12 protein-coding genes are annotated in these 14,505 nt (G+C 39.6%); 10 read left to right on the top strand and 2 right to left on the bottom strand.

Annotation, left to right across the window (positions count from 1 at the left end):
- The first annotated feature begins 2 nt into the window (after positions 1-2).
- The 4 genes from WG905_RS11600 (at position 3) to ppsA (ending at position 5,608) form a co-directional block, all read left to right on the top strand.
- The gene (locus WG905_RS11600; protein ID WP_339591888.1) at positions 3-1,484 is read left to right on the top strand and encodes a L,D-transpeptidase scaffold domain-containing protein; all 1,482 of its coding nucleotides are present in this window, start codon (positions 3-5) and stop codon (positions 1,482-1,484) included.
- A 6-nt stretch (positions 1,485-1,490) separates the two neighbouring features.
- Positions 1,491-2,189, top strand: a complete 699-nt coding sequence (locus WG905_RS11595) for a universal stress protein (protein ID WP_339591887.1) — start codon at positions 1,491-1,493, stop codon at positions 2,187-2,189.
- A 120-nt stretch (positions 2,190-2,309) separates the two neighbouring features.
- A complete protein-coding gene (locus tag WG905_RS11590) occupies positions 2,310-3,149 on the top strand; it encodes a universal stress protein (protein WP_339591886.1) in 840 nt (279 codons plus the stop codon).
- 98 nt (positions 3,150-3,247) lie between these two features.
- Complete coding sequence (ppsA, locus tag WG905_RS11585; RefSeq protein WP_339591885.1) at positions 3,248-5,608, top strand: phosphoenolpyruvate synthase; 2,361 nt, start codon at positions 3,248-3,250, stop codon at positions 5,606-5,608.
- Positions 5,609-5,620: 12 nt separating this feature from the next.
- Here ppsA and WG905_RS11580 read toward each other — a convergent pair whose 3' ends face one another.
- Positions 5,621-6,559 (bottom strand): 1-phosphofructokinase family hexose kinase, encoded by a 939-nt coding sequence (locus WG905_RS11580; RefSeq protein ID WP_339591884.1) that lies wholly within the window; start codon positions 6,557-6,559, stop codon positions 5,621-5,623.
- A gap of 186 nt (positions 6,560-6,745) precedes the next feature.
- Here WG905_RS11580 and WG905_RS11575 point away from each other — a divergent pair, with 186 nt between their 5' ends.
- The 6 genes from WG905_RS11575 to WG905_RS11550 all read left to right on the top strand — a co-directional run bounded on the left by WG905_RS11575 (position 6,746) and on the right by WG905_RS11550 (position 13,205).
- Positions 6,746-8,149, top strand: coding sequence for an MBL fold metallo-hydrolase RNA specificity domain-containing protein (locus tag WG905_RS11575; RefSeq protein ID WP_339591883.1), 1,404 nt, complete (start codon positions 6,746-6,748; stop codon positions 8,147-8,149).
- A gap of 255 nt (positions 8,150-8,404) precedes the next feature.
- Complete coding sequence (locus WG905_RS11570) at positions 8,405-9,565, top strand: iron-containing alcohol dehydrogenase (protein WP_339591882.1); 1,161 nt, start codon at positions 8,405-8,407, stop codon at positions 9,563-9,565.
- A gap of 184 nt (positions 9,566-9,749) precedes the next feature.
- Positions 9,750-10,385 (top strand): HAD family hydrolase, encoded by a 636-nt coding sequence (locus WG905_RS11565; RefSeq protein WP_339591881.1) that lies wholly within the window; start codon positions 9,750-9,752, stop codon positions 10,383-10,385.
- A 25-nt stretch (positions 10,386-10,410) separates the two neighbouring features.
- A complete protein-coding gene (locus WG905_RS11560) occupies positions 10,411-10,740 on the top strand; it encodes an Mpo1-like protein (RefSeq protein ID WP_339591880.1) in 330 nt (109 codons plus the stop codon).
- Positions 10,741-10,819: 79 nt separating this feature from the next.
- The gene (locus WG905_RS11555; RefSeq protein ID WP_339591879.1) at positions 10,820-12,325 is read left to right on the top strand and encodes a catalase; all 1,506 of its coding nucleotides are present in this window, start codon (positions 10,820-10,822) and stop codon (positions 12,323-12,325) included.
- 100 nt (positions 12,326-12,425) lie between these two features.
- Positions 12,426-13,205 carry an endonuclease/exonuclease/phosphatase family protein gene (locus WG905_RS11550; protein WP_339591878.1) on the top strand — a complete coding sequence of 260 codons (780 nt, stop codon included), beginning with the start codon at positions 12,426-12,428 and terminating at the stop codon, positions 13,203-13,205.
- 30 nt (positions 13,206-13,235) lie between these two features.
- Here the strand turns inward: WG905_RS11550 and WG905_RS11545 are convergent, their stop codons facing one another.
- Complete coding sequence (locus tag WG905_RS11545) at positions 13,236-14,420, bottom strand: proline dehydrogenase family protein (protein ID WP_339591877.1); 1,185 nt, start codon at positions 14,418-14,420, stop codon at positions 13,236-13,238.
- Between the last annotated feature and the right edge of the window lie 85 nt (positions 14,421-14,505).

The following is a 14,505-nucleotide window of genomic DNA, read 5'->3' as shown; positions in this document are numbered from 1 at the left end:
TCATGGAACCACTGACAAACAGCTATTGGACCGCCAAAAGGCAAATATATGCTGCATTGGTGTTGCTTGTGTCATTACTGTTTTTAATCCTTCCAACGGATGCTTCGGCTTTAAATTCACTTAAAGCTATTTCCCGCCCAGCCAATGATACTTCTGTAACAGCTGCAATAAGGAAAGTGCTGACAACAAAAGCAGAAGCGCAGACATTTCATTATCCAGAATCTGTAGGACGATTTTATAGCAGATCTCAATATCAACCCGTCTGGATTACACCTGAAAAAGATATCAGAAAAACCTGGGAGGCTTTACTCATGCTGGATTGCGTGTTACAATTTGGGCTAATTCACGCCGATTATCACCCTGAAAAACTGCTATACAGCACCATGCACGACATTCTTGACAGCCCATCCAAAGTTGATCCCATTCAAAAAGCATGGTTTGATATGCTGTTGAGCGATGCAATGATCACTTTCATGAATCATTTGCATTTTGGGAAACTCAATCCGGTTTATACCAATGCCATTGTGGATAAGGGAAAAACAATGGGGTTTTCTGCCGAAGATATTTTAACAAATGCCTTAAAGGAACAGGATTTTATGAGGGCGGTACTCAATGTACAGCCTAAAGTGAAAGAATATGTGCGCATGCAAGATTACATGAAGCTACTGAAAGGACAGTATTTAGATGATTGCTATGAAATCCCCGAAGGGGTAGTCAGAAAGTTGGCTATTAATATGGAACGCCTGCGATGGGCAACTATAAATGAAGACACGTTTATCCAGATTAATATCCCTTCCTACACCTTGAAATTACATGTCCCTGATACCACCTATCTGTTTAAAGTGATAGTAGGTAAACCTGCAAGTCCAACGCCTGTGTTACAAAGCTCAATAACCAATTTTTCTACTGCCCCGGATTGGAAAGTGCCCAAAAGCATTTTTATTAAGGAGATCTTACCAAAGGCATTAAAAAACCCAGCTTATCTCGAAAACAATCACTTTGCGATTTACGACCGCAAGGGTAATTATGTTACTGCGGTTAAAGACAGTTTAATGATGGTCCAAAGAAATCCAGATAAATATTTTTTACGTCAATCAAGGGGTTGTGAAAATGCGCTGGGCCTTGTTGTTTTCAGGTTTCAGAATGCTTTTGGTGTTTATTTACACGATACACCGGAGCAGCAGTTTTTTGCTCGAAATTTGCGGGCTTTAAGTCATGGCTGCATCAGAATTCAGCATGCAGAAAAGCTTGGTGGCTTGTTGCTTACTTTAGATGGACAACAGCAAAGAAATAAGGAATTACATCAGGCAATGGCTAAATATCGGCCTAAGAATTTTAATTTAAGAAAGCCTGTTCCCTTAAAAATTACTTATCTCACTTGCGAGATGAGCGACGAAGGTATTGTTGAATATGATGACATCTATCAACAGGATAAGGCACTGCTATTAGCTTTTTATGGGACGGAAAAACCTTCTAATCATTAAGTATTTATGAAAAAGATTCTAATACCGACCGATTTCTCCGTACCAGCCGAAAATGCCGCGCACTATGCCATAGCGCTAGCAAAAAAAATAAAAGCAGATATATTACTGTGTAATGCTTTTAAAGTCCCCACTGATGCCCCCACAGCAGCACAGGTTGCCTGGCCATTAATCGGTTACACAGAATTAAAAGAAAACGCAACAAGTGAGCTGGATTCATGGGTTAAATTGTTATCTGACCCATCGTGTTCAATTAGTGATGATGAATATTGTCCGGATTTAGCTTATGAAAGTGGCGTAGGAAATGTATCTGATGTGGTTTCCTCACTTGTTGAAAAGGAAAAAATTGACCTTGTTGTAATGGGAATGACCGGCGCCAGCGCCCTCACTCAGTTCGTTCTGGGAAGCAATTGCAAAGAAATGATTGAGAAGGCAAATGTACCACTGTTACTGATCCCTTTTAAGGCAGGTTTTAAAAATATTCGAAGAATTGCATTTGCAACAGATCTAAACACCGAAGACCTGTTGGCACTACAGTTTATGATTAATATAGCTTTACCATTAAATCCCGAAATCACAATTGTTCATATCACAAATAAAGAAGTCGATCCGCAAAGTAATGTACAGCATAAAATAAAGGAAGCCATACACAGAAACTTTCGAGGCATACAAAGATCCCGTTATTGGTTTTCCCTCCAAAATATTTAGATACTGTAAAGCAGTAAGACGAACTGAGAAAAGAATTTATTTTTAATAAATATTGACCAATGAAATTATCATGGGCAAACACGAATAGCTTCATCACCATTAAAATCAAACTATACGCTTATGAAAAATTTTCTGGCAGTTTTTGACGGCTACAATTTATGTAAAAGTACATTTGAATATGCCGCGTTATTAGCAAAAAAGTCTGACAGCCGCTTAACGGGTGTATTTCTTGATGCCTTCTTTTATCACAATTACAACCTCGCTAAAGTGTTAAGAAGATCATCAAACCCTGAAGCAGAAATGAAAGAGTTGAATGAAAAAGATCAATTGAAAAGGGATGAGTCTGTGTACCAATTTCAACAATTATGTGAGGGAGCCCAAATCGAATGTGTCATTCACAGGGATAACAGTTTTGCATTAGATGACCTGCACTATGAAAGTATGTTTGCAGATCTTATCATCATTAACGAACGTGAGAAATTTACACGGCATGATGATCAGGCACCCACCGGTTTCGTGAGAGAAATATTAGCAGATGCTCAATGTCCTGTAGTTGTAGTGCCTGATGATTTTAAAGCACCTGATAAAATCGTATTGTTATATGATGGAACACCGTCCTCCATCTATGCAATAAAAATGTTTAGTTATCATTTTTCTGGTTGGCAAGAGCTTCCCGTTGAAATTGTAACTGTTAATGAAGGAAAAATGGAAAATGGAAACCTGCCTGGCACCATATTACTCACCGATTTAATAAACAGATATTTCCCAAATTCAAATTATAACATTCTCCATGGAAATGCGGAAGAAAAAATACTGACTTATTTAATTGAATCTGGAAAGAATGAGTTGATCGTATTGGGTGCCTACAGAAGGAGCAAATTTTCAAGGTGGTTTAAACATAGCCTCGCAGATGTGCTCATGAATGGTTTGGATAAACCGTTGTTTATTGCCCACCACTAAGGATTCAGTTGTCATCATGGATGAAAAGCCTGTTATGTAAGTAAGTTGCTCATGATTTAATTTTCTTTCAGAAAAAACTAGACATAAATATTTTTAAGATGAATTACATTAGAAAATTTAGCGAGATCGGTATTGAAGATATTGGGGAAGTTGGGGGAAAGAATGCTTCTTTGGGAGAGATGTTTACTCACCTAACCCCCAAAGGTATTTTAATACCAAAAGGTTTTGCTGTTACTGCGGCAGCCTATAAGTACTTTATCAGCTGTAATCACCTGGATGAACCTCTTTCTCAGTTGATGAAGACCCTTGATAAAGATAAATATGTCAATCTTTCTGATGTAGGAACAAAAGCCAGAAATATGGTATTGTCAGGCCATATTGCAAATGATCTTGCCATGGCTATTACTGGCGCTTATGAATCTATGTTTGCTGATGGCACGCAAGAAGTCGCAGTTCGTAGCAGTGCTACGGCTGAAGATCTTCCCGAGTCAAGTTTTGCTGGCCTGCACGAATCTTACCTGAACATTAGAGGAGATTATGCGCTTCTTCATGCAGTTAAACAGTGCTTTGCGTCTTTATATACCGACAGGGCAATAAAATACCGCGAAGATAAAGGTTTTGAACACAGTAAAGTTTTTCTTTCTGTAGGCATACAGGAGATGATCCGGGCGGATATCAGCTGCTCTGGTGTAGGATTTACGCTTGAGCCTGAATCCGGATTCAGGGATGTGGTACATATTGCCGGAGTTTGGGGCCTGGGAGAAAATATTGTTCAGGGTACAGCTACTCCTGATGAATTTTTGGTCTTTAAACCTACCCTTGAGCAAGGCTACAAGGCTATTATTCAAAAGAACCTCGGTAGTAAAAATAAAATGATGTCTTACGCAGATGATGACGTTAATGCAACAGTAAACAGAGATACGCCCCTGGATTTGCAACATAAGTTTGTATTGGAAGACAAAGAAATAGAAAAACTGGCAAAATGGGCCCTCATTATTGAAAGACACTACCAGAGACCGATGGATTTTGAATGGGCGAAAGATGGCATAGGTCACCAGTTATATATCATACAGGCACGCCCTGAAACAGTACACTCACAGAAAAAGACTTTACATTTGAAGTCTTATCACCTCGATCAAAAGGGCATAGAATTAGCCAAAGGTGAAGCTATAGGCTCTAGCATTGTTAGTGGGCCTGCAAGAATACTAACATCCCCTGAAGAAGCCCATAGGCTAAAAGAAGGGGATATATTGATAACTGACACCACAAGTCCAGATTGGGACCCGATCTTAAAGAAAGTTGCAGGAATGGTAACTAATCGAGGTGGAAGAACCAGCCACGCGGCAATCATTGCAAGAGAATTGGGGGCTGCCGCAATCGTAGGTACGACAGATGCAACAGACACTATTACTGACGGGGACTTAATTACATTGGATTGTTCTGCAGGTAAAACGGGCTTCGTTTACCAGGGAAAATTAAGTTGGAAAGAAACTATCGTAAATATGGAAGATGTTCAACTTCCTGCAACTCCAATGGCCCAACTGATTATTGCTGATCCTGAGAAAGCTTTTGAATTAGCTCTTTATCCTAATCATGGCGTTGGTTTATTGAGGCTTGAATTTATGATCAGCAATTGGGTAAAGATTCACCCTATGGCCCTCCTTAGCCCAGATAAAGTAAAGGACGACAAAGAAAAATCCGAGATTGAGGAACTCACTCAAGCCTACAGCGATAATAAAGCTTATTTCGTAGACAAATTATCTAAGGGTGTGGCAACCATAGCGGCAGCATTCTATCCTAAGGAAGTGATCGTGCGTATGAGTGATTTTAAATCGAATGAGTATGCAGGACTTATTGGGGGTAAATCATTTGAACCTGTTGAAGAGAATCCGATGCTGGGATTCAGAGGTGCCTCCAGGTATTACCATGATCGTTACAGAGAAGGCTTCCGATTGGAATGTGAGGCCATGAAAGTGTTGCGAGATGAAATGGGCCTAACTAATGTGAAATTAATGATACCTTTTTGCCGAACCATTGGGGAAGGTAAAAAAGTGATTGATCTCATGAAAGAATTTGGGTTGAAACAAGGAGATAACGGCCTTGAAATTTTTGTAATGGCAGAAATACCAAGTAATGTATTATTGGCAGAAGATTTCGCGGAGTTATTTGATGGCTTTTCTATTGGGTCAAATGACCTTACCCAGTTAACATTGGGAATTGACCGCGATTCGGCACTTGTGGCCGATCTATTTGATGAAGAAAATGCCGCCAGCAGACTCCTAATTATTGAAATGATTAGAAAAGCTAAATTATTGAACAAGAAAGTAGGGCTTTGCGGACAAGCCCCTAGTGATTCTGAGTCTTTTACCAGACTCTTGGTGGAGAATGGTATCAATAGTATTGCATTTAATGCCGATGCCTTGATTAAAGGAATAGCCATTATTAACAAAGTTTTATAACAGATTAAAAACTCATGGTATAGTTTGATTTGAAATTATAGGGTATAACTTATTTACGTCATCTAAATGGCAAAGTTCAGTTCCTTGATTCATCGTTGCTGCTGTTCCACAGGCTACACCATATTGTGCCGATTCAATTAAACTTTTGTTATTTGAGAGACTAAAAACAATACCTGCGAGCATACTATCCCCGGCACCTACAGTACTTTGAATACTTATCTCAGGGGGAATAATTCGAAAGGAACTTTCCTTAGTGGTAAGCATGGCACCCGCGGCCCCAAGGGATGTAATCACAACCTCGCATTGGTGTTTGTTGATGATTTCTTTTGAGGCTCTTTCTACCTCGTCAATTGTAAGACTATCCTTTCCCACTAATAAGGCCAACTCCCTCAGATTGGGTTTGATCAGATAAGTTCCAGCTTCAACAGCATGGTGTAGAGCTACTCCAGAAGTATCAACTATGAGTCGCGCGTTTTTGGAATGCGCAACGCTGGCCATTCTTACAAAAATATCAGCAGGTATCCCAGTAGGTAAACTGCCACTGACCACGATATAATTTATATCCGGTATTTGTGATAAAGCCTTCACACAATTCTTCCACTCTTTGTCACTAACGTTATCGCCAGGCATGCCAAAGCGAAACTGTTTATTTGTAGAAAGCTCTTTCACCACAAGATTCTCCCGGGTTACACCAAGAGTCCGTATTGGAATTATATCTATCTTTTCTTTTCTAAGTAACTCCGTAAATACTTTCCCACTATAACCTCCTTCCAAATAAATAGCAGTAGCATTGCCTCCTAGCCTTTTGATAGCTCTTGCAACATTAATGCCCCCACCCCCTGGTTCGTAAACCGGACTGGTGCAGTGTAACTTTTTTTCAGGAATTAATTGTGGTACCGTTGTACTTTTATCAATAGCCGGGTTAAATGTGATTGTGATTATAGTAGCCATTTGTTAATTGATGCTAAGCTTATGCAATTTAAGCTAATTGTTGATATAAGTGTTTGACAGATCACAATTTTTAAGGCATTCGATGATGCATTTCCATGCGTGCTTTTAGTCACGATATAATATGCTGACTATCATTTCTTTAACGACGTAAAAAAGCCAAATTTACAAAGTCTAATTGCTATTATAATGAATGAAGTAATCCTACAATCGTTGGGCGGCGCCGGGACAGTGACAGGTTCAAAACATTTGTTAAAAACTCCAGAACTCAATATCCTTGTTGATTGTGGGTTGTTTCAGGGTATTAAATCGCTTCGCGAACAGAATTGGCAGCCATTAGATATATCCGCTACTGAAATTGATTTTATCATTTTAACGCACGCGCATCTTGATCATTGTGGTTATATACCATTGTTAGTGAAAAAGGGTTTCAAAGGACGTATTTATATGACCCATCCAACATGTGAACTGGCAGAACTTCTTTTGATGGATAGTGCAAAACTACAAGAGGAGGATGCTGAAAATGCAAATAAACACCACTATACCAAGCACCATCCTGCCAAACCACTTTATACAACTGAAGATGCATTAGCGTCATTTAAATATTTTAAGCCCCAGGAATGCGATGTGTTGGTAGCCCTGAGTGATCATATTCATTTCCGCTTCAAAACTTGTGGCCATATATTAGGAGCCTGTTCCATTGAATTAACCTGTTTTGATAAAATAATAATTTTCTCAGGCGATATTGGAAGACCTCACAGTGCTATACTTCCCCCACCGGATTACTTTACAGCCGCGGACTATGTGATTATGGAATCAACGTATGGAGACAGGTTGCATGGTGATGCCAATACGTACGATGAACTCGCAGCAGTAATTAATAAAACCTTGTCCCAAAGGGGTAATATACTCATCCCAAGTTTTGCAGTGGGCCGTGCACAGGAATTGATATATGTGCTGAACTATTTAAAAAAACAAGGGAAGATACCTTTAAATCTCCCTATTATTTTGGATAGTCCGATGGCAGCCGCTGCAACCCGTATTTCTCTGCGTTATGCGGATGATTACATGAGTATTAGCAGTGAAGAATTTCTGGAAATGAATAACAATATCACCATTAATCAGGATTACAATTGCACAATTGGGTTTATTAAAGATAAACGAAGTAAAATTATCATCTCAGCCAGCGGTATGATGACAGGGGGGCGTGTATTGGAATATTTAAAGAAATATATAGGAGATAGCAGAAATACGATATTTGTTATAGGATTTCAGGCAGAGGGCACCAGAGGCCGCGCCCTTGTAAATAAAACGCATGAAGTTAAAATTCATGGGAAGTATTACGCGGTTAAAGCTGGAGTTGTGGAAATATTGGGACTATCCGCACATGCAGATCAAACCGAATTAATGAACTGGATCAGAAAGTTCGAAACACCTCCAAAACAAATACTTCTTGTTCACGGCGAACCCTGTGCACAAGAAGCATTGCGTGTTAAAATACAAACAGAATTAAATCTCCCGGTCAAGATTATGAAACAGAACCAGGACGTATTGCTTTTCATTTGTGATAATGATAAGGTAACTGCCGTTTGACCTGGTGTAGTGATACAGAGAACTTCCGTAGCTAAGGTTTTTCAAGATTCACATCATCCTGGAAAATGGCAAACAAAGGATATATCCAGCCTGAAAAAAGCATGCTGATTGAACAAATATTGATAAATTTGAGGGCGGTGCAATTTCAAGTTAAAATGATGCTCAAACACTAAGAAACCTGAGCTTTTAGTGCATATTACAAAATGAAAACCGGTTATTGACCCATTAAAGTTTTTAACTTATTAAATTAAAAGCATGTTAAATTTTGAATTTAAGAACCCTACCAAGATCATTTTTGGTAAAGGTCAGATAGAAAATATTGGTAAAGAAATCCCAAAAGAGGCCAAAGTACTCCTGCTTTATGGTGGAGGAAGCATTAAAAAGAACGGAATCTACGATCAGGTGAAACTCGCTTTAAACGGTTTCGAAGTTTTAGAATTTGGCGGCATTCCTGCGAATCCGGAATATGAAGTTTTAATGGAAGCATTAAAAATCATCAAAGAGGAAAACGTAACCTACATGCTTGCTGTAGGTGGTGGTTCTGTGATTGATGGGGTAAAGTTTCTTTCTGCAGCTGCCTTATTTGAGGGGAATTCGCCGTGGGACATTCTTAAAAACGCCATTAAAACAGAAAAAGGCTTACCTTTTGGAACAGTTTTAACTTTACCTGCTACAGGATCAGAAATGAATTCCGGATCGGTAATTACCAGGAGAGAAACTCAGGAAAAATTAAGCATGGGTGGTCCCGGTTTATTCCCTGTGTTTTCAATTTTAGATCCACAGGTGGTGCAGTCTATTCCTAAAAATCAATTGGCAAATGGCGTTGCAGATGCATTTACACATGTGCTGGAACAATATATGACCTACCCTATTCAGGCACTGCTACAAGATCGTTTTGCCGAAAGCATCATGCAAACCTTGGTAGAAGTGGCACCAAAAATTATTGAAAATCCTTCAGACTACGATGCCGCTGCCAGTTTTATGTGGAGCTGCACGATGGCGCTAAATGGATTGATTCAAAAAGGGGTGCCAACGGATTGGGCTATCCATGCGATGGGACATGAATTAACAGCCATGTTTGGTATAGACCACGCCAGAACTTTAGCAGTGATTCTTCCGAGTCATTATGAATATAATTTTGAAGCTAAGAAGGAAAAATTAGCACAATATGGCAAAAGGGTTTGGGGGATAAATACCGGATCAACTGAGGAAATTGCCCGTGAAGCCATCGCTAAAACTGTCGCTTTTTTCCATTCCCTTGAAATTGACACCAGGCTTTCTGACTATACCAATGACTATGAAGGTACGGCCGAGAAAATTAACAAGCGCTTTACGGAGAGAGGCTGGCTTGGATTAGGCGAACATAAAAATCTTGCACCGGCTGATGTGCAGAAAATAGTGGAAATGAGCTATTAAATTGATAAGGTATGTTAAACTGAATAATTAATTACTTGATACGACAATAACAAGCAATAACCGAATAAGGGAGGTGACGTAAGCATACCCTTATTCGGTTCTTAAAAATAGCCTGAATCGAACATTAGCCCTAATCATAGTTTGATTTCCAATTGCTATCTTTGGGGTTTAAATCAAGGAATCAATGCAGCATATAAAAAACATTATTTTTGACTACGGTAACGTTATCTTCGAAATCGACTTTAAAAAAGCCCAAAGCGAGCTGCATCAATTAGGCATTGCTGATGTGGAGCAGTTTTTTGCCCATTCAAAACATAATAATTTATTTGATGATTTTGAGACAGCTACCATTACGCCTGATGAGTTTAGAGCCGGGATTCGTAAAGCTGCAAACAATGACAGCATCACTGATGAAAAAATAGATGCCGCCTGGAACAGTTTACTAATTGGAGTACCTCCAAATATCCATGACGTACTCCTTAAAGTAAAGGAAAAATACCGTACATTTCTTTTAAGTAATAACAATGAAATCCACTACGATTACATCATGAATTACTTAAAACAGGAACATGCCATGGAAAGCCTAGATCATTTATTTGAAAAAGCATATTTCTCTCAGCACCTGTTCCTGCGCAAACCTAATGTAGAAATATTTGAGCAGGTCCTTAAAGAAAACAACCTTATTGCGGAAGAAACCCTATTTATTGATGATAGTCCGCAACACATAGCAGGCGCTAAAAAAGCAGGTTTAAATACTTTGTTAATGGACGAGAACCCTAAATACTTGGGATCATTTTTACAAAAACACCATATCATTTAAAAAGCAATATTCCCTTTTTCATAACATGCCTAATCATAGATTCAAATCTCTTAAAGAGTTCTACCCTTTTTACCTCACTGAACATCAAAATTTAACCAGTAGAATTCTCCATTTTATCGGCACAAGTCTGGTAGTTTTGCTTCTTATCACAGCTATACTATTTCATAATTTTCAGTTCATCATTTTTATCCCTGTCGTGGGTTATGGATTTGCCTGGGTTGGCCATTTCTTTTTTGAAAAGAACAAACCGGCAACTTTTCAATATCCCCTATATAGCCTGGCAAGTGATTTCATTTTATTCTGGGATCTTCTTTCAGGGAAGGAACCGTTCAGACCTGGTAATCAGGAGCAATAGTATTTCTCTATAGGACCATAGAAATTAACAGTTTGTTTGGAGCTGACAATCCGTATACATTTATGAAAAATTAAATGATATGGAAGACAATAATAAACCCACCCGAAAATTAACAACTGCATCCGGCAGACCTTATGCTGAGCACGAAAACACCCAATCTGTGGGCAGTAGAGGCCCACTGTTATTACAGGATTTTGTGTTACACGAAAAGATGGCTCACTTCAACAGAGAGCGTATTCCTGAACGGGTAGTACATGCAAAAGGTGCTGGTGCTTATGGTACTTTCACCGTAACGCATGACATTACAAAATATACTAAAGCAAAAATATTTTCAAATATTGGCAATAGCTGCAAGGTCTTTCTAAGATTCTCTACCGTAGGAGGAGAAAAAGGAAGTGCCGATTCTGAAAGAGATCCACGTGGTTTTGCTGTTAAATTTTATACAGAAGATGGCAACTGGGACCTTGTGGGGAACAATACACCGGTGTTCTTTGTGAAAGATCCTAAAAAGTTCAGCGATTTCATCCATACCCAAAAAAGAGATCCCCGCACTAACCTGAAAAGCGCAAATATGATGTGGGACTTCTGGTCCTTAAATCCGGAAAGCCTTCATCAGGTCATGATTTTAATGAGCGACAGGGGTACACCATACTCTTATCGCCATATGCATGGTTTCGGCAGTCATACCTATTCCTTCATTAACGAGGAAAACCAACGGGTATGGGTTAAGTTTCACTTTAAAACCCAGCAGGGCATTAAAAACTTTGCTGGCCCTGAAGCCAATCAAATGCGCAATACAGATATGGACCACGCCCAAAGGGATCTTGTGGAAGCCATTGACGGTGGTAACTTTCCTAAATGGACATTAAAAATCCAGGTGATGACTGAGGAAGAAGCGAAGACTTTCAGGTGGAATCCTTTCGATTTAACAAAAATCTGGCCTCATGCCGAATTTCCGTTGATTGAAGTTGGTGAATTGGAGCTGAACCAGTTGCCACGGAATTATTTTGCGCATGTGGAACAGGCAGCCTTCGCCCCTTCCAACTTAGTGGACGGCATCGGTTTTTCTCCAGACAAAATGCTTCAGGGAAGGATTCTTTCTTATGCTGATGCACAACGTTACCGCCTGGGGGTAAATTATGAGCAAATCCCGGTTAACACCTGCCCGTTTATGGTGAACAATTACCACCGCGACGGACAAATGCGTGTGGACGATAACGGAAACGATCACCCGAATTATTACCCTAACAGTTATGGCGATATTGAGCCTGATCAAAGTTATAAAGAACCAGCCTGGGAACTAGAATCCAATGTTGCCGACTGGTTTGATAGAAACGAGGGTCCTGGTGATAATGATCACTTTACACAAGCCGGTGATCTTTACAGAAAAGCTTTAACACCAGTCGACCGGGTTAATTTGGTGAATAACATTGTAGAGGCCATGAGCGGAATCAATGGCCCTAAGAGAGATAAAATCGTTAATCTGCAACTTTGCCATTTCTTCAGGGCTGATATTCAACTTGGAATGGCGGTAGCCCAAGGGTTAGAGGTGGATGTCGAACAGGCCATGGCAGCACCGCATTAGTTTTCTTTAACAGGCTGATCATAGCCAATACAACCAGGCGGGAGCTTCTTTATTTATCAATGATTATTAATTTTAATTAATTAAGTACTACTTTCATTGAATGAAGAACTTCCGCCTTGTATTCTCCCTGTTTGCTATTACTTTTCTAAGCTCCGCCTCATTGATGGCTCAAAAACACATCAAAGTGATGTCGTTTAATATCCACCATGGCGCCAATACAGAAAACCTGGCCACCTTAGACAAGATGGCGGAACTGATCAAATCATCAGGTGCAGACATCGTTGGTTTACAGGAAGTAGATTCTATTTGTGGACGCTCAGGAAATGTAGATCAGGCCAAATACCTCGGAGAAAAATCGGGTTTACATTACACCTTCGTTAAACATTTCTCCTATGACGGCGGTTCGTATGGCCAGGCATTGTTATCCCGTTTCCCAATTAAAAGTACACATAACGAACGCCTGCCTGTATATTCTTCAACAACGAACAGTGAGGTTGCGCTGTTGGTATCCAAGATTTCACTTCCTAAAAATGTAAATTTAAATGTGGCGGTTGCACATCTGGATTACCGCAATGAAGCATCAAGGGTAAAGCAGGTTGATACACTTCATCAAATTTTAAAAGCGTACAAAGGGAAGCTGATCTTAATGGGTGACATGAATGCCACACCTGAATCTGAAACTATGCTTCGGTTGACGAAAGAATTCCAACTCACCCAACAGCCGCAGCAGTTTACCTTTCCAGTAAAGAATCCTATCAAGAAAATCGATTATATCCTGGTTCCAAAAGGCAAAGGCATAAAAAGTAAAAAGGCCGTCGTATTTGAAGATCAATCCTCCGATCACCGGGCCATTATGAGCGTTTTAAGGATAAATAAATAGACCCCAGAACAAGTCCGGGGTCTCTGGATTTTAAATTCTCCTTCTGGCTTTCTCTTTTTCAATCAGGTTAAGTTCCCTGCTGGTTTGTCCGGCGATAGAAGTATTTTCTTGTGCTCTTCTGAATAAGTAAGGTAATACTGCTTTAACAGGACCATAAGGCACATACTTGGCCACATTGTAATCTGCATCAGAAAGGTTGAAACTTAAGTTATCACTCATACCTAACAATTGCGAAAAATACACATGCGGGTGTTGATGTGGAACCTGGTAATCATCCATCAGTTGTGCTAGGATCTGGCAACTTTCTTCATTATGAGTACCTGCCACAATGCCAATCTCCTTGATATTTTCAATGCAATACACCAAAGAAGCATTGTAATCTTTATCGGACGCAGCTTTATCAGGTTGAATTGGCGACGGATAACCCATTTCGGCTGCCCTTTTTCTTTCTTTTTCCATGTAAGCACCCCTCACCATTTTTACACCCAAGAAAAAACCAGTTTCTCTGGCAATCAGGTGATCTGCTTTCATCTCTGCCAGCTTATCATGACGGTACATCTGGTAAGTATTATAAACCAAAACTTTCTCCTTGTTAAATAAACACATCATGTCGAAGGCAAGCTCATCAATAGTTTTTTGTATCCAGCTTTCCTCTGCATCGATCATGATCGGAACATTTTTATCATAAGCCGTCTGGCAAATCTTTTGGCAACGTATTTTAACTTTTGCGAACTCAGCTTCTTCCGTTGCAGTCAGTGTTTCTTTGGCATCAAGTTTTTCCAGCAACGCAAAACGACCGATTCCTGTAATTTTAAATACCGTAATAGGGATCCGGGAATCACCTTCAGCTCTGTTAATGGTTCTGATGATTTCCTCACAAGTAAAGTCAAATACTTGTTCTTCGTCCTCACCTTCCACAGAATAATCAAGGATGGTACCTACTTTACCAATAGCCAGTTGTTTGATGGTGTTTTCGCATTCTGCGATTGTTTCGCCACCACAAAACTGCTTAAATATAGTCGCTTTGATGACAGACTTAAGGGGTAAACCCAGGTTTAAAAAGAAATTCGTGATGGGTGGGCCAACTTTGACTAGAAAATTGCTACTAATTACTTTATATAGATAATAAGCACTATTGAGATCAGCATTTGATTTATTTCGAAAAGCTATTTCTGTGTTTTCAAAACTCAACCTTTTTCTGGGGGAGATTTTCATTCGTATGTAATTTGTTTTTTAACGGTGATGAAGCTATCATGACCCATGATGGTTCCATTTGTAAATTTATGTGTGTTAGTTGGCA

It is taken from the genome of Pedobacter immunditicola (assembly GCF_037482985.1).
GTDB classification, from domain to species: domain Bacteria; phylum Bacteroidota; class Bacteroidia; order Sphingobacteriales; family Sphingobacteriaceae; genus Pedobacter; species Pedobacter immunditicola.
Note: the sequence above shows the minus strand (reverse complement) of the source record. Positions and strands in the feature narration are given on the sequence as shown.

Bases quoted from the DNA above. Each gene is read 5' to 3' on its own strand.
- WG905_RS11600 (WP_339591888.1), top strand. From the start codon at position 3: ATGGAACCACTGACAAACAGCTATTGGACCGCCAAAAGGCAAATATAT.
- WG905_RS11595 (WP_339591887.1), top strand. From the start codon at position 1,491: ATGAAAAAGATTCTAATACCGACCGATTTCTCCGTACCAGCCGAAAAT.
- WG905_RS11590 (WP_339591886.1), top strand. From the start codon at position 2,310: ATGAAAAATTTTCTGGCAGTTTTTGACGGCTACAATTTATGTAAAAGT.
- ppsA (WP_339591885.1), top strand. From the start codon at position 3,248: ATGAATTACATTAGAAAATTTAGCGAGATCGGTATTGAAGATATTGGG.
- WG905_RS11580 (WP_339591884.1), bottom strand. From the start codon at position 6,559: ATGGCTACTATAATCACAATCACATTTAACCCGGCTATTGATAAAAGT.
- WG905_RS11575 (WP_339591883.1), top strand. From the start codon at position 6,746: ATGAATGAAGTAATCCTACAATCGTTGGGCGGCGCCGGGACAGTGACA.
- WG905_RS11570 (WP_339591882.1), top strand. From the start codon at position 8,405: ATGTTAAATTTTGAATTTAAGAACCCTACCAAGATCATTTTTGGTAAA.
- WG905_RS11565 (WP_339591881.1), top strand. From the start codon at position 9,750: ATGCAGCATATAAAAAACATTATTTTTGACTACGGTAACGTTATCTTC.
- WG905_RS11560 (WP_339591880.1), top strand. From the start codon at position 10,411: ATGCCTAATCATAGATTCAAATCTCTTAAAGAGTTCTACCCTTTTTAC.
- WG905_RS11555 (WP_339591879.1), top strand. From the start codon at position 10,820: ATGGAAGACAATAATAAACCCACCCGAAAATTAACAACTGCATCCGGC.
- WG905_RS11550 (WP_339591878.1), top strand. From the start codon at position 12,426: ATGAAGAACTTCCGCCTTGTATTCTCCCTGTTTGCTATTACTTTTCTA.
- WG905_RS11545 (WP_339591877.1), bottom strand. From the start codon at position 14,420: ATGAAAATCTCCCCCAGAAAAAGGTTGAGTTTTGAAAACACAGAAATA.